A 17,282-nucleotide genomic window follows, 5' to 3' on the forward strand; every position below is an offset into this window, starting at 1 on the left:
CGATCGAGGAGGACGAGATGGCGGAGGAACCGACCGTACGGGTCGACGACGACGCGGTCGGCGCGGTGCTCAACCGCCTGCGCCGGGCGCAGGGGCAGCTCAGCGGCGTGATCGCGATGATCGAGTCCGGGCGGGACTGCCGGGACATCGTGACGCAGTTGGCCGCGGCCTCCCGCGCCCTGGACCGGGCCGGGTTCAAGATCGTGGCCGGCGGCATGCGCCAGTGCACGGCCGCGGACGGCGAGGCGCCGGCGATGAGTGAGACCGAACTGGAGAAGCTGTTCCTCACCCTCGCCTGACTCGTCCCCCGCCCACCAGGACAGCGGACAGCAGACAGCAGGACACCGAGCCACCCAGGAATGGAGCACCCCATGGAGTACGGGATCCCCGTCACCCTCGACCTGCCCTTCGCCGAGACCGTCGAACGGGTGCGGGCCGCACTCGCCGAGCAGGGCTTCGGCATCCTCACCGAGATCGACGTCCGCGCGACCCTGCGGGCCAAGATCGGCGAGGAGATCGAGGACTACCTGATCCTCGGTGCCTGCAACCCGCCGCTGGCCCACCGCGCCCTCCAGGCGGACCGGCACATCGGACTGCTGCTGCCGTGCAATGTCGTGGTCCGCGCGGACGCCGGGCGCACCGTCGTCGAGGCGATGGACCCGCAGCTGATGGTCCAGGTCACCGGGCAGCCCGCGCTGCAGGCCGTCGCCGACGAGGCCGCCACCCGGCTGCGCGCCGCCCTGGCCGCGCTGACCGGCTGACCGGCTGACCGGCCGACCGGCCGACCGGCCGCCTGACTTCTGAACGACGGGGCCCGCCCGGAGCGGGCCCCTCCCTTTCGGCCTCCCATATACCCCCACCCGTATTTTCGCATCCGCCCCCCGGCGGGGCGCACCAGGAACGGAGCAACCCGTGAAGCACCCGGACACCACCCTCGGCCGGCCGGCCACCGCCGCGCCGACCGAGCCGGCCCCGCCCCCGGGCCTGCTCGGACGGCTCGGCCTCTGGTCCGCCCGCCACTTCAAGGCCGTCCTGGCCGGCTGGCTGCTGGTCGTCGTCGGCCTCGGCGCGTTCGCACCGCAGGTGACCTCGGCGCTCTCCGGGGCCGGCTGGCAGGCCGACGGCTCCGAGTCGGTGAAGGTCCGGCAGGTCGCCGAGCAGCACTTCGCCGGCAACGCCTCCAGCGCGCTGCAGATCGTGGTCGCCGCCGACCGCCCGGTCACCGAGCCGGACGTCCAGCAGGTGATCACCAGGGCGAGCGAGCTCGCCGCGGCCGACCCCCGGGTCTCCACCGTGGTGGCGCCCCAGCCCGGCGCGACCATCGCCCAGGACGGCCGGACCGCCGTCCTGCTCGCCGGCGCCAAGGCCTCCCCCGACGACATGGTCCGCGCGGCCGACGACCTCAAGGGCCCGCTGAACGCCCTCTCCGGCAACGGCGTCGACGTGCACGCCACCGGCGCGTCGGTGCTGTGGAGCGACTTCAACAAGGCCAACCACGACGCCATGATGAAGTCCGAGATCATGTCCTGGCCGGTCACCCTGGCCATCCTGGTGCTCGCCTTCGGCTCCCTGGTCGCCGCCGGGCTCCCGCTGCTGCTCACCATGGCCGGACTCGCCGCCTCCGCCGGCTCGCTCGTCCTGCTCAGCCACCTGTTCCCGATCTCCGTCTGGGCGATGAACTTCGCGATGATGTTCGCGCTCGCCCTCGGCATCGACTACGCGCTCTTCCTGGTGGTCCGCTTCCGCAGCGCCCGGGCCGCCGCCGCCCGCCGGAACCCGGCACCGGGACACCGGCCGGGCAGCAGCGCGGCGGTCGCCGAGACCATGGACACCGCCGGCAAGGCCGTTCTGCTGTCCGGCGCGACCGTCCTGGTCAGCCTCTCGGCCGTGATGCTGGTGCCGTCCCCGGCGTTCCGGTCGATGGCCGGCGGCATCATGCTCGCCGTCCTGTTCGTGCTCGCCGCCACCCTCACCCTGCTTCCCGCCGTGCTCGGCCGGCTCGGCCACCGGGTCGACGCCCTCGCCCTGCCGTGGGTGAAGACCGGCGAGCACCGGTCGGCACGCTTCGCCGCCTGGGGCGAGCGGCTGTGGAAGCACCCGCTGCGCTACGGCGCACTGGCCCTCGCCGCGCTGATCGCGCTCGCCGCGCCCGTCATCGGACTGCGGACCGCCATGCCCTCGATCACCGTGCTGCCCGAGGACGCCAGCGCCCGCGCCGGCTACACCGCCGTCCAGCAGGCCTTCGGCCCCGGGGCGCCCGGCACCCTGCAGATCCTCACCCCGACCCAGGGCGCCGAGGGCGTCGCCGCCGACGTCGCCGCCACACCCGGGATCGCCGGCGTGATGCCCGCGCAGCCGGCCGCCGACGGCTCCGGCTGGTCGATGGTCCAGGCCGTTCCCGCCGTGGACCCCTCCAGCCCCGACCTGGGCCGCACCGTCGACACCCTGCGGGCCGAACTGCCGGCCGACACGCTGGTCGGCGGCGCCGCGGTGGAGAACCTGGACCTCCAGCACCTGCTGACCGAGAAGACCCCGCTGGTCATCGGTGTCGTGATGGGCCTGGGCTTCCTGCTCCTGCTGGTCGCCCTGCGCGCCCCGCTGATCTCGGCGCTCGGCACGGCCGCCAGTCTGCTCTCCACCGGCGCGGCCTTCGGCGTCGCCCGGCTGGTCTTCCAGGACGGCCACGGCGCGGGGCTGCTCGGCTTCACGCCGCAGGGCTTCCTGGACGGCTGGGCACCGGTGTTCTTCTTCGCGATGATCTTCGCCATCGCCATGGACTACACGGTCTTCCTGCTCGCCTCCGCCAAGGAGCACTACGAGCGCACCGGCGACCCGCGCGAGGCCATGGTCGGCGCGCTGGCCCACTCCGGCCGGGTGATCTTCGCGGCGGCGGGCGTGATGGTCGCGGTGTTCTTCACCTTCGCCCTGTCCGGGCCGCTTCCGCCCAAGGAGATGGGCATCGTGCTCGGCGTCGCCGTCCTGCTGGACGCCGCGCTGGTCCGCCTGGTGCTGCTGCCGGTCCTGCTCCGGCTCACCGGCGCCGCCGCCTGGCGCACGCCGACCTGGCTCGACCGCGTGCTGCCGAGGATCTCCTTCTCGCACGACTGAGCCCGGCCCGGTTCCGACGGCCCGGTCCGCCCCCGTGGCGGGCCGGGCCGTCGGCGTCGGTCACGGACGGCGGCCGAGCGCGGAGGCGCAGGCGGGCACGGAGGCGCAGGCGGGCACGAAAACGCGACGGGCCGTGCCGGGGATGTCCGGCACGGCCCGTCGCGGGTCCGTGGATTCAGCGGCGGCCGAGGAGCTTTGCGAAGAAGCCCCCGCCCTTCTGCGCGTTGCGGTCGCAGGCGCAGCGGTCGGCCTTGGCGACGCCGGCCAGCACCTGGTCGACGTGCATGCCGCACCCCGCGTAGGTGGCCTTGCCGCAGCTCCGGCACGTCGTACGTCGACACATCGCAGGACTCCTCACGTCCGGGGGAAACGAGGGATTCTCCCTCTCCTCCACTATACCGGTGGGGGTATCTTTCCGGTGCGAAAGGGACGGCTCCGGCGGCTGGGGAGCGCACACGGGCGCCCTGGGCATCGCTTCAACCCGCAAATCGATTTCGGTTCGATCACGGCGTGTCCCTTTGGTCGGATCTTGGGAGGGAGTGCGGTGATTGATCATGTTGGCGGCGGGAGCGGCGCGCTCTCATAATTCCAGCCATACGCGCGACGGGCGGCCGTGAGAGCCGCCGTGGGGTGCCCCTGAGAGGCCCGAGCGCACACTTCCCGATCCTTCCCTGGGGGGAATCCCTTTGTCCGCGCACGATCACGTGCCGCCCGCCGCCGACCCGGCCGTGGCCGCTCCGGCCGCCGGTGGCCCGCCCGCGGTCGACCCGGCCACCGGTCGCAAGCGTTCGCGTGCCGCCGCCGTCGCACTGGCCACCGCGGGCCTGCTCGCCGTCACGGCGGTCAGCGCCACCGTGACGGTGGCCGTCGGCAAGCCCGACGACCGGCCGGCCGTCACCGCCGCGACGACGGCCGCGCCGTCCTCGGCGAGCCCGACCACGTCGCCCACGCCCTCCGCCTCCGCTCCGGCGACCATCCCGCCGCCCGCGCCCGTCCCCGCTCCGACGAGCACCCTCAAGGGCAGCGTCAGCGGCGGCCGGCACGACGGCGACCTGCGGTACTTCCTGCTCCCGATCCCCGCGGGCGGCGAGTCCTACGGCCCGGCCGACGGCATGCCGTTGACCGACGAGGAGATGATCAAGGAGTTCGACGGCGGGGCGGAGGTCATGCGCGCCCTCCACACGCTCGGCTACAAGGACGCCGCCACCCGGACGTACCGCACGGCGGACGGCAAGGCCGAGGTCACCGTCACCCTGCTGCGCTTCGGGACCGCCGCGCAGGCGGAGTTCTTCGCCAAGAACGACACCAGGGACCTCCCCGCCGTCGAGGTCACCGGCGACCCCGGCGCCCACGGGTACATCAGCAAGCCCAAGCAGCAGGCGTACACCGGATCGCTGAGCGGCATCTCCAGCCAGGGCGACGTGCAGTACACGGTCGACGTCGAGGTGAAGGGCGATCCCGACAAGGCGCTGCTCGGCGAGCTGATGAAGCGCCAGCGCGACTGGCTGACCTCCGGCCGCTGAAGCCGACCGGCCCTCCTCTTTCTTCCTCTCTGGAGCCTTGCGTGACCACCGAACCCGTGGTGCCGTCGCCGGTCGACGGACCGCCACCCCCGCCGGCCGCACCGCCCGCGCCCGAACCCGCCACCGAACCCGCCACCGACCAGGTACCCGCCCGGCGCCCGCGCCGCCCGCGTCCGGTCCTGCTGCTGGTCTCCGGCCTGGTGCTCGGAACCGCCGCCGGCGGAGGCATCGGCTACGCCGTCCAGGCGGGCCGCCCTCCGACGCCGCTGCCGCCGGTCCAGGTGGCGCTGCCGGCGTACCCCTCCGGGGTGCAGGACCCGGCCGCCGCCGCGTCGACGCCCTCGCCGCTCGCCATCGACGGCGACCTGCGGAAGCTGCTGATCACCGCGCCGAGCGGCAGCAAGCCCTGGGACGACTACCCGGACACGCCGAGCTGGATCACGGTCGGCGAACACGCCGACACCTCCGGAAAGGTGGCTTCGGTCTTCACCGAGCTGAACCGGAGCGGATTCCGGCGTGCCGTGGAGGTCGACTGGCAGCAGGGCGACATGAGCGTGCGGGTCTCCCTGGTCCAGTTCGGGCCCGACTCCGCCGTCGAGGTGGAGAAGGCGGCCAAACGCGGCACGACCCGCCTGCAACCGTTCGCCGACCATGCCAACGGCGGCTACGAGGTCAGCGACAAGCCGGTCTACTGGGCCGAGACGACCGAGCAGTACTACCCCGGCGTGGCCGTCGCGCAGCGTGGCACCGTGCTGATGGAGATCGAGGTCTTCGGCGCGAAGCCGGTGGACGCCGAGTTCGTGAAGGGCCTGGCCAAGCAGCAGTGGGAGCGGCTGGTATGACCGACGACAACGTGACCGAGCCCCTGCTCCCCGGCCCGCAGACCGCGCCCGCCGCCACCGGACCCGCCGTCACCGGGGCCCCGGCGGCCTCCGCCACGACCCGCCTTGTCCTGCGCGCCGGCGGCGCGACCGCGGCGGCGGCCCTGGTCGGCGTGGCCATCGGCGTCGGCATCATCGAGGTCCGGTACGACGATCCGGCGCCCGCCGCGGCTCCCGCGCCCTCCACGGCCGCGTCGGCCCCGACAGCGACCGCCACGCCGTTCGGCGCGAAGTCCAACGGCAACCACTTCGGTTCGCTGCTCGACCTGATGCTGCCGGTCCCGGCCGACTTCGAGCCCGGGCCCGACGACGGCCCCGACGGCAACAACACCGAGCTGACGGCCGACCAGCTCACCGCCGCGTTCGACGACGACCTCGGGACGCTCCCCAAGGAAGAACGGGAGAAGCTCCGTCAGGCCTGGAAGGACCTGCACGTCAAGGCCGGTGGCGTGCGGACCTACAAGAGCCAGAAGGGCGACCTCGTCATCGGGATGAAACTGCACCAGTTCAACCAGCAGGAGGTGAAGTCGGCGAACGAGTACACGGCCGTGTTCACCGACACCGGCGTCTTCCGCCTCGGCCCTGCCGTCCCCGGCCACCCCGAGGCGCACTGCTACCTGATGCCCGCGCCGCCGTCCGCGCCGCTCGACCGCATGGAGTGCTCGGCCGCCGAGGGCGACCTCCTGGTGGTGATGAACGCCGAGGGCCTGGCGCCGCTGCCCAAGGACACGATCGTCGCCCTCCTGGCCCAGCAGCTCGACCGCCTCGCCCGCCCGGGAGCCTCCGTATGACCGACAGCAGCGACACCCCCGCCGTGCCAGACGCCCCCGCGGTGCCGGACGTCCCCTTCGCGGCCGACGTCCCCGTCGTGGCGCCCGCGGCCGGAGCACCGACCGAGGAGGAGCGCGCCCGCGGCAGCCGGCGCCGCAAGGCCGCGCTGCGGTGGGGCGCCGCCGCCGTGGTGTGCGCGCTGGCCGGGACGGGCAGCGCGCTCGCCGTCACCGCGCAGGACCGCACCGACCTGCCGGGGCTGGCCACCAGGAGCGACGGGCGCTACACCTTCCCGGCGCTGGTCCTGCCACCGCTGCCCTCCGGCAAGGCCGCGCCCAAGGACAACAAGAGCCGGCACGCGGCGGACCTGCGGCAGCTGCTGCTGCCCGTGCCCAAGGAGGCGGGCGGCTCGCTCACCCCGACGGGCCACCCGGCAGCGCTCGCGGTGAGCGGCGGCGGAACCCCGAGCGCGAGTGCGAGCCCGACCACCTCGGCCTCCCCCTCGGCCACGGCCACCACCGCCTCCCCCGCGCCCGGAGCGGCCGCCGGCCCGGGAGACTGCGACGCCTTCGTCGCCGAGCAGGCGAACCAGGTCGAGGCCCGTGCCCTGCTGCTGCAGTACGCCTGCCGCGCCGCCGTCGTCCGCGAGTGGACCGCCGCCGACGGCACCCGCACGCAGATCCGTCTGCTCTCGTTCGGCTCCTCCGCCGAGGCCTTCTCCGCCTTCGCCGGCCTGCGCGACGGCAAGGGCCCGAAGGACGTTCCCACCGTCGGCGAGGCCACGCCCACGGGCTGGGACGAGGTCTACGGCGTCACTCTCGCGACCCGGACCGCCACGCCCCATGACGCCCCGCCCGTCCGGGTGGCATACCTGGCGGCGGGCGACCTCGTGGGTGTCATCACCCTGTCCAACCCGAAGGGCGTGCCCGCCGCCGCGTTCCGGCAGGTGGTGACGCTCCAGTCGGACCTGCTGGCCTGAAACCCGCCCCTGGACGTGCGCCCGGTCGACAGCTCGGCTCGCGAGGGCTCGCCGCGGCGCCCGGGCGCGGCGGCGAACGTGGACGGGCGGCAGCTGCCGACGGCCCGGGAGCGGTTCCTCGTCGGCACCGGCCGCCGCCCGCCCCAGCGCTACCGCACGCCGCGCTGCGCCGTCCGGGTCCGGGTCGCCGTGCCCGGGCACGGCGGGTCGACGGGTGACCGGGGACGCGGCCGGCGCCGCCGGGGCTCAGGACAGCCCGGCGGCCTCGGCGAGCAGCCGGTAGGAGGCCAGCAGCTCCGCCCGGTCGTAGGTGCTGGTGGTGACCAGGTACTCGTCGGCGCCGGTCCGTTCCATCAGCGCCGCGAGTTCGGCGACGACGCGCCCGGGCGTGCCCGCCAGGTGGCCGGTCAGGGCCTGCTCGAAAGCGGCCCGCTCACGCGGGGTCATCGACCGGGCCAGGACCTCCTCGGCGGGTTCGAGCGGGGAGAACTCCCCGTGGGTCCGGCTGTGGGCGCTCGACCAGGCCTCCGGGACGAGCAGCGCCCGGGCCCGCTCCTCGCTCCCGGCGACGGCGACCGTCCCGGAGACCACCACGTAGGGCCGCCCCGCCCGGGCGGAGGGGCGGAAGCGCTCGCGGTAGCGGTCGATCGCCGCCCGCATCGCCTCCTCCCCGCGCACCGCCGCGATCACCAGCGGCAGCCCCGCCTCGGCGGCCACGTCCGCGCCCGCACCGGTGGCCAGCACGAACGCGGGGACGTCCAGGCCCTCGGCGGGGCGGGCGTGCACGCCCCCGGGACCGCGCGCGGCGGGGTCGAACCAGGAGAGCAGGTCGGCGAGCTGCTCGGGGAAGCGGTCCGCGGCGTCCTTCTCCCGGCCCAGGGCCCGGCGCACTCCGTCGGTGAAGCCCACCGACCGGCCCAGGCCCATGTCGATCCGGCCCGGGAACAGCGCCTCCAGGACGCCGAACTGCTCGGCGACGACGAGGGGCTGGTGGTTGGGGAGCATCACCCCGCCGGTGCCGACCCGGATCCGGGACGTCGCGGCGGCCACGGCGGCGGCCAGCACCGTCGGCGCCGAGCCGGCCACCCCCGGCACGCCGTGGTGCTCGGAGACCCAGAACCGGTGGTAGCCCAGCCGCTCGGCCTCCACCGCGAACGCGACGGTGTCGCGCAGCGCCCGGGCGGGCTGCTCCCCCCGGCGCGTGCGGGAACGGTCCAGGACGGAGAGGCGGAGGGCGGGCGCGGCGGTCACCTCGGTGCCAACGGCCGACCGGCGCACCGTCATTCCCCGGGATTCCGGGCGGAAAATCGGTTGCGGGGCAGCAGTGACCCCTGTTAACCATGTGACATGCTACAGACCTCGCGCATCGCGCTCCGCGCCCGGCACGACGACGACATCCCGCTGCTGCACACCGAGCTCTACGACGACGTCGTCACTCGTTCGCGCGCGGACACCCGCCCCTGGCGCCCCCTCGCGCCCGGCTCCCCGGAGTCCCCGTTCGTCGTGGGCCAGGGCGACGACGGGGTCGCCTTCTTCTCGGTGGTGGAGCTGTCGTCGGGCGAGCTGGCCGGGGAGGCGCTGGTCTGGGGCATCGACGCCCACCAGCGGCGCGCCCACCTCGGCCTCGCGCTGCGGCCCGGGTTCCGCGGGCGCGGCCTGGCCGGTGACCTCGTGCGGCTGCTCTGCCGCTACGGGTTCACGGTGCGCGGGCTGCAGCGGCTCCAGGTGGAGACGATGGCCGGCAATGTGCCGATGATCAAGGCCGCCACGGGGGCGGGCTTCGTGGTCGAGGGCACGCTGCGGCGCGCCGCCTGGGTGTGCGGGGCGTTCGAGGACGAGGTCATCCTCGGGCTGCTCGCCTCGGAGTGGATCGACGAGCCGGAGCCGGCGGCCGACGCCCCGGCCTGAGTCCGCCCGAGCAGAACGCTCGGCCGGGAGCCCCGGCCGAGCGTCCGCGCTGCGGAGTGCCGGGCGTCAGCCGCGGGTGAGGACGAGTGACTGGACGTCGGGCAGCTTGCGCCAGTCGCTGGAGACGATGGTCGCGTGGGCGCGGGCGAGCTGTTCGGTGCGGCCGCGGGCCTGGTCGGCGGTGGGGTCGGTGTTGCTGATCGCGGGGGCGACGTTGTGCGCGTCGGTCATCGTCAGCAGGTAGTGGTTGGTGTCGTACCAGCCGGTGTCGATGCCGTTGAGGTAGGTGGCGGCGTCACCGTCGAAGACCACGAACCAGGGGCGGATCGAGGTCTCGCTGTACCGGGTGCGCGGGTCGCCGGCCGCCGCGCCGAGCGCGGTGGGGAACATCCGGGCCTCGCCGATCCGGCCGGCCGCGGCCAGGTCGCGCAGGTAGCGGCCGTACTCGACGTCGGTGTGCAGGGTGTCGAACGGGTTGTCCAGCTCGACGGTGCCGGGGATCACGTACACCAGGGCGCGCCCGGCCAGCGCCGACCTGGTCGGCCAGTTGCCGGCGCGGACGGCGTCGTCGAGGCTCGGGTAGGAGCCGCCGCCCGGCTTGGCGAGCAGGTCGGCCGGGCGCAGCGCGGCGGAGCCGAGGTGGGCGGCGATCACCGCGTCGAGCTGGGCGGGGCCCATGCCGAGGTTTCCGGAGAAGCCCGGCTTGAGCTCCAGCTTGATCACCAGCGGGCCCGCACCGGGGTGGGCGCCGAGCCAGATCCGCACGTCGTCCAGACAGGCGTCCAGGTTCTTGTTGGTGCCGCCGGAGTAGAGCTGGGCGGCCGAGGTGGCGCTGACGCAGTTGTTGGTATTGCCCAGCGGGTTGGAGTGGCTGACCTTCCACTCCTTGGTGACGACGTTCGGCCAGGTGTCCAGCTCGATCATGCCGGTGCCGGTGTCCAGGCCCTGGGCGAGGTAGCCGAAGGCGGCCGGGTCGTAGGTGTTGTGCAGGCCGACGGTGGTCGCGGAGGCGAACGGGAGCTCGCCCGGGGTGCTGCCGCCGGCGGCCTGCGCGTCGGCGCCGACGGGCAGGACGGCGGCGGCCGCGGCGAGCAGCCCGGCGGCGAGGGTGCCGATGAGGGTACGGCGGACGGTCACGGTGTCAGTCCCCTTGTCAGTGCGCCGGCGGGCCGGCGCGCCTTCGGCGGTGGCTCCCGCCGGTGCAGAGCATGACCCGTCCGGCCGTCGAACCGGTGAAGAGGACATAACAAGTTCGTGACCGTCAGCTTCCGGACCGTCACCGGACGGAGCTGTCCGGGCCGGCTGCCGGGGCCCGCGGCCGTGCCGCCGTCAGAACACCGACCAGCCGGTGGCCGTCGTCAGGGCGTCCAGGGCGGCGACGCCGAGCACCGAGTTGCCCGCGGCGTCCAGACCGGGGCTCCAGGTGCAGACCGCGCCCCGGCCGGGCAGGACCGCGAGGATGCCGCCGCCGACGCCGCTCTTGCCGGGCAGGCCCACCCGGTAGGCGAACTCGCCCGCCGCGTCGTAGGTGCCGCAGGTGAGCAGGACGGCGTTGATCCGCTTGGCCTCGCTGCGCGAGAGCAGGCGCGAGCCGTCGGCGCGCACGCCGTGGCGGGCGAGGAAGAGGCCGGCCAGCGCCAGGTCCCGGCAGTCGGCCTCGATCGCGCAGTGCGCGTAGTAGTGGGCGAGCACGTCCTCGACGGGGTTGCGCAGGTTGCCGTAACTGGCCATGAAGTGCGCCATGGCGGCGTTGCGGTGGCCGTGCTCGGCCTCGGAGGCGGCCACCGACCGGTTGACGTCGACGGTCGGATCGCCGGACTCCGCGCGCAGCAGGTCCAGGACGGCACCGGCCGCGTCGCCGGTGAGGTCGAGCAGCCGGTCGGTCACCACCAGGGCGCCGGCGTTGATGAAGGGGTTGCGCGGGATGCCGTGCTCGGACTCCAGCTGGACGAGCGAGTTGAACGGGTTGCCGGAGGGCTCGCGGCCGACCCCGGTCCACAGGCCGTCACCGCCCTCGGCGAGCGCCAGGGCGAGGGTGAACAGCTTCGACACCGACTGGACGGAGAAGGGCCGCCGCCAGTCCCCCGCCCCGAAGACCCGGCCGTCCACGGTGGCGATCGCCATGCCGAAGGCCGCCGGGTCGGCCTCGGCGAGTGCCGGGATGTAGTCGGCCACCCGGCCGCGCAGCGGCGAGCGCACGGCGGCGGCCATCGCGTCGCGCACCAGCGCCTGGTGGTCCGCACCGGCGCCGTCGGGGTCGTTCGGACCGGTCAGCTCGGTCAGGCCGCTCGTGTCGTTCACCGCGCCATTGTCGTCCTTGCCGCCCGGCGGGCCGCGGGCGGGGTCGGCGGCGCGCCGGGGTGTCGGCCCCGGCGCGCGGTGCGCCCGACGCGCCCCCGGGTTCTCCTCAGCGGCGGACCATCCGGACGCCCGAGACCTCCAGCAGGCCGTCCAGCTCGACCCGGCCGACCCGCTGCTCCGGGCTGACCACCAGCCCGTCGCGGCGGACGATATCGAGGATCCGCTCGGCCAGCGGCATCACCATGTGCCGCCCCCAGCAGCGTTCGTTGGCGTGCCCGAACGGCAGGTAGCCGGGCTGGGTGTCGGGGTCGAGGTCCTTCCAGCGCTCCGGGCGGAAGGTCTCCGGGTCGTCCCACAGCCGGGGGTCACGATGGCTCAGCAGCGGAAGCATCAGGATGTCGTCCTTGCGGCCGATCCGGCCGTCGACGGCGCCGAACTCCGGGGAGGCGACCCGCAGGATGTTCCAGGACGGCGGCAGCAGCCGCAGCGCCTCCAGCAGGACGTCCCGATTGGGCACGTCGTCGTCGAAGGGGGCGCCGAGCCAGACCGCGTTGGTCACCAGCGCGGCCACGGTGAAGCAGATCGGCCCCGCCACCCGCCGGTAGAGGTACATCGCGTAGCGGCGGTCGTCGTACGTCTCGGCGTCCAGCACCCGGGCCGCCAGATTCGACAGCGGAATTTCGGTACCCGGCTTTCCGAGCATCGCCGTTCCGGCCGCGACCGCCATCCAGGTCAATTTCGGGGTGAGTTCCAGCCGGCGGTCGACCAGGACCCGGAATCGGAAACTCTCCCGGCCGAAAACGAGGTCCCGGAGATAGACGTGCGGAGTGTGCGGCCATCTCCCGGAGAGGTCCGTCCGCTCGCCCAGCGGTTTCTTCAGCGCCGCCCGGACATCGGCCGAGACGGCCTGCATGAGCGCGGCGGCGTCGGCCCGGGTGACCGACCGACCCTGCACGGGCTTGAAGGTCGGGCGCTCCTCGGCGTTGGCCGGCCGGCTGCGCAGCAGTCCGTCCATGAGGTCGACGCCGGCGACCCCGACGGTGTCCGCCTCCAGGCGGAACAGGTCCTGACCTCGGTACCTGTGCAGGAGCTCGTCGATCCGCGGCGCGAAGAGGGTGACCCGGGCGCTCCGGCCGGTGCTGGACATGGCCATCCGTTACTCCAAGGGTGAGCGGCTGTGGTGGCCGGCTCGCGGTGAGCGGCCCGTGCCCGGCGAGTGCGGGTGGCACTCGCCGGGCACGTGTCCGACGGCGGAAGAACCGCCGGGGAATTAGATCCAGCCGTACCAGGCGTAGGCCTTCAGGCTCTTCTCCGGCATGACCTTCTTCACGAAGTGAACGAGCTTCATGACAGCACCTCCATATCGACAGGGAACGATGGCGAACAACTGTTCGGCGAGCGGTCGGCGAGGACGGGCCCCGGGGGGTTCCGAAGAATTCGACCCCCCGCTTTCCGCCGCCGGAAAAAGTGAATCCCAGCCGGAAAACCCGGTCAAGTGACGCAGCTCACCCGGAGTACGGCCGACCGGCGGGTTTGGCGTCTCCCGGCCCGCCGGAGCGATCTTGACGCGAGCGCGACAGCGCTGGTCAGAGCCGCGCCCGCCGATGACCCCCAGGTGAACGCGGCCTTCCGCGCGGAGGTCGGGGAGGGGGCGAACGCTCCCGACGAAACGTTCGGTCTGCCCTTTGGGGCAACCCGCCTGCCCCTTCCGTTCCGCACCCCGCCGCACGGGCCCGCGACGGGTCGTCACCGCGCACTTCGCCCCCGGGCGCCCGCCTTCGGTGGCGACGCCGCTACCCTGTGCTCCGCAGCGGAACGGCCGACCGGCCGCCAAGCACTCGCTGGGGGCGATTGTGGTCGAACGTCTGGTGGTGGATCTCCACGCCGACGGCCGGATGTCCGTGACGGAGTGGCTCCCGGGGGCCGACGTCCCGGCGCCCGCCGTCGACGCCGGATGGCTGCGCAGGCCCCTGGACGACACGGCCCTGGAGGACCTCCGCTGGTACCTGGAGGACCACCTGCGCACCCCGTTCGGGGCGTACGGCGAGCGGGGCCCGCACATCGCCCGCCAGCTCCCGGACTGGGGGGCGCGGATGTTCTCCGCGCTGCTCGGCGACGGCCCCGGCCGGGACGCCTATCTGCGGGCACGGGCCCGCGGCGGCCCACTGGAGCTCGTGCTGCGCTCGGACTCCGCGCCGCTGCTCGGCCTGCCCTGGGAGCTGATGGCGGACCCGGGGCGCCGGGCCCCGCTGGTGCTCGACGACGTGACGGTGAGCCGCTGCCCGGCGGACGCCGATCCGCTCCACGTGCTCGACGCGCTCGACCCGCTCACCGCGACCGACGGGTCCCGGCTGCGGGTCCTGCTGGTGGTCACCCGGCCGGACGCCGCCACCGACACCTCCGCGAACGCCGCCGCGGCCGGGACCGCCCTCGACGCCGCCGCACGGACGAGCGCCCTCCCCCTGCTGCGGCGGCTCGGACCGGGACGCGACGCGGTCGAACTCCGGGTGCTGCGCCCGCCGACCCTCGCCGCGCTCGGCGAGACGCTGCGGGAGGCACGCGAGGAGGGCCGCCCGTTCCGGATCGTGCACTTCGACGGACCCGGCGTGCTCTCCGGCACCGGCGACCTCTCCGGTCCCGCCCACGCTCCGCAGGCCTCCCGCGGCCACGACCCCGGCGACGCCCTGGTGTTCGAGCATCCGGACGGGGGCCCGGACCCCGTACCGGTCCAGCGGGTCGCCCGGCTGCTCGCCGCCGCCGCGGTCCCGCTGGTGGTCCTGAGCCCCCACCGGTCGGGGAGCCCGGCCGGACAGGCCGGGGCCGCCGCGGCCCTCCGGCTGCTCCGGGAGGGCGCCGGCGCCGTGCTCGCCCTGCCCTACGGCCCCGGCCCGACGGCCACCACCGCGTTCCTCACCGTGGTCTACGAACGCCTCCGTCGCGGCGAGCGGATCTCCCTTGCGGTGGCGGCCGGCCGTCGGCACCTCGCCGAACAGGACCGGCGCGCCTCCGTCAGGGGCCCGCTGCCGCTGGCCGACTGGACGGTCCCGGCCCTCTACCGCCGCACCGAGGTCGCCTTCCCCGCACTGGCGGCCGAGCGGTCCGCACCGGAGCACGGCGACCTGCCCGACGCCCTCGCGGCCGGACACGGGAGCGCCGTGGACCGCGACGCCCGGGACGGTCTGGAGGGCCTCGCCCCCGTCGGGGCGTTCGTCGGCCGGGACGGCTTGCTGCTCGACCTGGACGCGGGCGCCCGGCGCCACCGGGTGGTCGTCCTGCACGGCCCCGCGGGCGTCGGCAAGACCGAGCTGGCGAAGGCCTTCGGCCGCTGGTGCCGGGACACCGGCGCGGTGGACGGACCGGACGCCGTCGTGCTGCACTCCTTCGAACCCGGCGTGGCCTCGTTCGGACTGGCCGGGGTGGTCGACCGGATCGGCCACCGGCTGCTCGCCGCCGAGGAGTTCGACCCGCTCACGCCCGTCGAGCGCCGGGAGGCCGTCGAGCGGGAGCTCGCCGCCCGGGACGTGCTGCTGATCTGGGACGGCGTGGAGTCCCTGCACACCCTGCACGACCCGGCGGGCGGCACCCCCGCTCCGGGCGAGGAGGAACGCGCCGAACTGCGGGCGTTCCTCGGCCGCGTGGCCGGGCACGGGCGCGGCGCGCTCGTGCTCACCAGCCGGACCCCGGAGGACTGGCTGGGCCCCGAGCCGCTGCGGATCGAGGTGCCGGGCCTGGCCCCGGAGGAGGCCGTCGAGTACGCCGAGAAGTTCCTCCCCGCGGACCCCGAAACCGCCCGCAAACGCGGGCTGCGGGTGTTCGGCCAGTTGCTGGAGTGGCCGGACGGGCACCCGTTGACGCTGCGGCTCGTGCTGGCCTCGCTCGACGCGCACGAACCCTGGCACGCCCTGGACACCCTCACGCGCGACGCCGAGGCGCGGCCGGGAGGAAGCGGGCATCCGGCACTCACGGTGAGCGCCGCCCACGCGCTGGACCGGCTGACCGCCGCCGACCGGCGGGCGCTGGCCGCCGTCACGCTCTTCCGGGGCACCGCCGACGCCACCGTGCTCGCCCTGCTCTCCCGCCAACCGTTGGCGCCCGAGCGCTTCCGGGACCGCGGCACCGAGGAGTGGCAGCGGCTGCTGGAGCGGGCGGCCGGGCTGGGCCTGCTCACCGCCCGCACCGGCACCGCCTTCCTGGTCCACCCGGCGATCGCCGACGTGCTCACTGCCCGGTGGCGGGCCGAGGAACCCGGCTTCGCCGAACAGCGGGCCGCCGCCGAGCAGGCCCTGCTGGGCGCCCAGGTCAACTTCTGCCTCCTGCTCACCCGCGAACTGCAGGGCGGCAGCACCGAGTTCGTCCTGACCGCGCTCGACCTCCAGCGGCGGACCATCGGCGGCCTGCTCGGCCGGGCCGTCGAGCAGGGGCTGTGGCTGCAGGCCCTGGCGCTCGTCCGGCCGCTGCACGCCCACTGGAGCGCCCACGGGCTGGACGCCGAGGCGCGCGGCTGGACCGACCGGGTGCGGACCGCCCTGGAGGCCGTCGACGGCGGACCGCCGGCGGCCGACACCCCGGCCGGCGCGCTCTGGCTGTCCGTGCTCGGCGCCGACGCCCGGCGCCTGGTGCGGGCCGGGCGCACCGAGGAGGCCGAGCGGACCTTCCGGGAGATCCACCACGCCGTCGACCGGCGGACCCCGGCCCCGGACCAGCTCGACGACCTCGCCGACGGCTACCAGCAGCTCGGCCGGATCGCGGTGGACCGCGGCGAGTTCGCCGAGGCCGAGCAGTGGTACCTGCACTCGCTCGCGCTCCTGGAGCGGCTCGACGACGCCCACGGCATCGCCATCGGCCACCACCGGCTGGGGGTGATCGCCCACCGCCTCGACCGCCCGGAGGACGCCGAGCGGCGGACCCGGGAGGCGCTCGACGCCTTCGAGCAGCAGGGCGAGTCCCGGTGGGCCGCCGCCTGCCGGCACCAACTCGGCGTACTGGCCCAGGAACAGGGCCGCTTCGAGGACGCCTACCTGTGGTACGGGCGCGCCCTGGCCGACGCCGACCAGCCGGCCGACCGGACCTTCGCGACGGACCTCCACCACCGGCTCGCCGCCGTCGCCGCCGAACTGGGACGCCTCGCCGCGGCCGAGAAGTGGTGCACGGAGGCGCTGGCCCTCGCCAAGGAGTCGGGCAGCCTGCCCGACACCGCCCGCGGCTACCACCAGCTCGGCGTGCTGGCCACGGCCCAGGAGCGGTTCGAGCAGGCCGAGACCTGGCACCGCAAGGCGCTGGAGATCCGCCAGGACCTCGACGACCGGCCCGGCACGGCCGCCAGCCAGCACCAACTCGGCGTCGTCGCCGCCCGGCTCGGCGACCTGGACGGGGCGGAGGCCTGGCACGCGCGGGCCCTGACGGTCCGGGAGGAGCTGGGCGACCAGGCCGGGGTGGCGGTCAGCTACCACCAGCTCGGGGTGACCGCCCAGACCGGCGGCCGGGCGGCGGACGCCGAGGCCCGGTACCGCAAGGCGCTGGACGTCTCGCACCGGATCGGCGACGCCCCGGGGCTGGCCCGGACCTTCGGGCAGTTCGGGCTGTTCGCCGCGGAGCAGGGGCGGCCCCGCGAGGCGATGGAGTGGCTGGTGCGCAGCATCACCTGCTTCGAGGAGTTCCCGCACCCACTGACCTGGCCGAGCGTGGTCAACCTGGGGCTGCTGGCGCGGGACCTCGGCCCGCGGGCCGTGGAGCGGGCCTGGCGCTCGGTCACCGGCCGCCGGCTGCCCGACGCCGTCCGGGACCACGTCGGCGGCTAGCGTCTGCCTCTCG

15 protein-coding genes are annotated in these 17,282 nt (G+C 74.9%); 9 read left to right on the top strand and 6 right to left on the bottom strand.

The genetic code is table 11. From position 1 onward, the window contains the following. The first annotated feature begins 17 nt into the window (after positions 1 to 17). The 3 genes from ABZW10_RS06625 to ABZW10_RS06635 all read left to right on the top strand — a co-directional run bounded on the left by ABZW10_RS06625 (position 18) and on the right by ABZW10_RS06635 (position 3,108). On the top strand, positions 18 to 299 hold the full coding sequence (locus ABZW10_RS06625) for a metal-sensitive transcriptional regulator (RefSeq protein ID WP_355360968.1): 282 nt from the start codon (positions 18 to 20) through the stop codon (positions 297 to 299). A 72-nt stretch (positions 300 to 371) separates the two neighbouring features. Further along, positions 372 to 761 (top strand): DUF302 domain-containing protein, encoded by a 390-nt coding sequence (locus ABZW10_RS06630; RefSeq protein WP_355360971.1) that lies wholly within the window; start codon positions 372 to 374, stop codon positions 759 to 761. Between the two features lie 151 nt (positions 762 to 912). Further along, positions 913 to 3,108: an MMPL family transporter gene (locus ABZW10_RS06635; protein ID WP_355360974.1), complete on the top strand. Its 2,196-nt coding sequence runs from the start codon at positions 913 to 915 to the stop codon at positions 3,106 to 3,108. Positions 3,109 to 3,283: 175 nt separating this feature from the next. Here ABZW10_RS06635 and ABZW10_RS06640 read toward each other — a convergent pair whose 3' ends face one another. Next, on the bottom strand, positions 3,284 to 3,451 hold the full coding sequence (locus ABZW10_RS06640) for a hypothetical protein (protein WP_355360977.1): 168 nt from the start codon (positions 3,449 to 3,451) through the stop codon (positions 3,284 to 3,286). A gap of 343 nt (positions 3,452 to 3,794) precedes the next feature. Here ABZW10_RS06640 and ABZW10_RS06645 point away from each other — a divergent pair, with 343 nt between their 5' ends. Genes ABZW10_RS06645 through ABZW10_RS06660 form a run of 4 tightly spaced genes read left to right on the top strand, consistent with a single transcriptional unit; the run spans position 3,795 to position 7,262 of the window. Beyond that, positions 3,795 to 4,631, top strand: coding sequence for a hypothetical protein (locus tag ABZW10_RS06645; protein ID WP_355360980.1), 837 nt, complete (start codon positions 3,795 to 3,797; stop codon positions 4,629 to 4,631). 41 nt (positions 4,632 to 4,672) lie between these two features. Beyond that, positions 4,673 to 5,473 carry a hypothetical protein gene (locus ABZW10_RS06650; protein ID WP_355360983.1) on the top strand — a complete coding sequence of 267 codons (801 nt, stop codon included), beginning with the start codon at positions 4,673 to 4,675 and terminating at the stop codon, positions 5,471 to 5,473. Continuing rightward, a complete protein-coding gene (locus tag ABZW10_RS06655; RefSeq protein ID WP_355360986.1) occupies positions 5,470 to 6,303 on the top strand; it encodes a hypothetical protein in 834 nt (277 codons plus the stop codon). Before ABZW10_RS06650 ends, ABZW10_RS06655 begins: the two co-directional genes overlap by 4 nt. Further along, entirely contained in the window at positions 6,300 to 7,262 is a 963-nt protein-coding gene (locus ABZW10_RS06660; protein WP_355360989.1) for a hypothetical protein, read from the top strand. Before ABZW10_RS06655 ends, ABZW10_RS06660 begins: the two co-directional genes overlap by 4 nt. A gap of 246 nt (positions 7,263 to 7,508) precedes the next feature. On the opposite strand, the gene ABZW10_RS06665 is transcribed toward ABZW10_RS06660, so the two are convergent. Further along, positions 7,509 to 8,546, bottom strand: a complete 1,038-nt coding sequence (locus ABZW10_RS06665; protein WP_355360992.1) for an LLM class flavin-dependent oxidoreductase — start codon at positions 8,544 to 8,546, stop codon at positions 7,509 to 7,511. Between the two features lie 63 nt (positions 8,547 to 8,609). On the opposite strand from ABZW10_RS06665, the gene ABZW10_RS06670 reads away from it, so the two are divergent. Next, positions 8,610 to 9,170: a GNAT family protein gene (locus ABZW10_RS06670; RefSeq protein WP_355360995.1), complete on the top strand. Its 561-nt coding sequence runs from the start codon at positions 8,610 to 8,612 to the stop codon at positions 9,168 to 9,170. Between the two features lie 66 nt (positions 9,171 to 9,236). Here ABZW10_RS06670 and ABZW10_RS06675 read toward each other — a convergent pair whose 3' ends face one another. The 4 genes from ABZW10_RS06675 to ABZW10_RS06690 form a co-directional block, all read right to left on the bottom strand. Then, the gene (locus ABZW10_RS06675) at positions 9,237 to 10,307 is read right to left on the bottom strand and encodes a phosphatidylinositol-specific phospholipase C domain-containing protein (protein ID WP_355360998.1); all 1,071 of its coding nucleotides are present in this window, start codon (positions 10,305 to 10,307) and stop codon (positions 9,237 to 9,239) included. A 192-nt stretch (positions 10,308 to 10,499) separates the two neighbouring features. Continuing rightward, positions 10,500 to 11,396, bottom strand: a complete 897-nt coding sequence (locus ABZW10_RS06680) for a glutaminase (protein ID WP_355361529.1) — start codon at positions 11,394 to 11,396, stop codon at positions 10,500 to 10,502. A 181-nt stretch (positions 11,397 to 11,577) separates the two neighbouring features. Continuing rightward, positions 11,578 to 12,624, bottom strand: a complete 1,047-nt coding sequence (locus ABZW10_RS06685; protein WP_355361001.1) for a cytochrome P450 — start codon at positions 12,622 to 12,624, stop codon at positions 11,578 to 11,580. A gap of 117 nt (positions 12,625 to 12,741) precedes the next feature. Beyond that, complete coding sequence (locus tag ABZW10_RS06690) at positions 12,742 to 12,819, bottom strand: tryptorubin family RiPP precursor (RefSeq protein ID WP_350540985.1); 78 nt, start codon at positions 12,817 to 12,819, stop codon at positions 12,742 to 12,744. A 523-nt stretch (positions 12,820 to 13,342) separates the two neighbouring features. On the opposite strand from ABZW10_RS06690, the gene ABZW10_RS06695 reads away from it, so the two are divergent. Next, positions 13,343 to 17,269 (top strand): tetratricopeptide repeat protein, encoded by a 3,927-nt coding sequence (locus tag ABZW10_RS06695; RefSeq protein ID WP_355361004.1) that lies wholly within the window; start codon positions 13,343 to 13,345, stop codon positions 17,267 to 17,269. Positions 17,270 to 17,282 lie beyond the last annotated feature (13 nt).

It is taken from the genome of Kitasatospora sp. NPDC004723 (assembly GCF_040609255.1).
In the GTDB taxonomy this organism is placed as follows: Bacteria; Actinomycetota; Actinomycetes; order Streptomycetales; family Streptomycetaceae; genus Kitasatospora.

What these genes read in the sequence shown, in the direction of transcription:
- ABZW10_RS06625 (WP_355360968.1), top strand. Translation starts at nt 18, where the DNA reads ATGGCGGAGGAACCGACCGTACGGGTCGACGACGACGCGGTCGGCGCG.
- ABZW10_RS06630 (WP_355360971.1), top strand. Translation starts at nt 372, where the DNA reads ATGGAGTACGGGATCCCCGTCACCCTCGACCTGCCCTTCGCCGAGACC.
- ABZW10_RS06640 (WP_355360977.1), bottom strand. Translation starts at nt 3,451, where the DNA reads ATGTGTCGACGTACGACGTGCCGGAGCTGCGGCAAGGCCACCTACGCG.
- ABZW10_RS06655 (WP_355360986.1), top strand. Translation starts at nt 5,470, where the DNA reads ATGACCGACGACAACGTGACCGAGCCCCTGCTCCCCGGCCCGCAGACC.
- ABZW10_RS06660 (WP_355360989.1), top strand. Translation starts at nt 6,300, where the DNA reads ATGACCGACAGCAGCGACACCCCCGCCGTGCCAGACGCCCCCGCGGTG.
- ABZW10_RS06665 (WP_355360992.1), bottom strand. Translation starts at nt 8,546, where the DNA reads ATGACGGTGCGCCGGTCGGCCGTTGGCACCGAGGTGACCGCCGCGCCC.
- ABZW10_RS06670 (WP_355360995.1), top strand. Translation starts at nt 8,610, where the DNA reads ATGCTACAGACCTCGCGCATCGCGCTCCGCGCCCGGCACGACGACGAC.
- ABZW10_RS06685 (WP_355361001.1), bottom strand. Translation starts at nt 12,624, where the DNA reads ATGGCCATGTCCAGCACCGGCCGGAGCGCCCGGGTCACCCTCTTCGCG.
- ABZW10_RS06690 (WP_350540985.1), bottom strand. Translation starts at nt 12,819, where the DNA reads ATGAAGCTCGTTCACTTCGTGAAGAAGGTCATGCCGGAGAAGAGCCTG.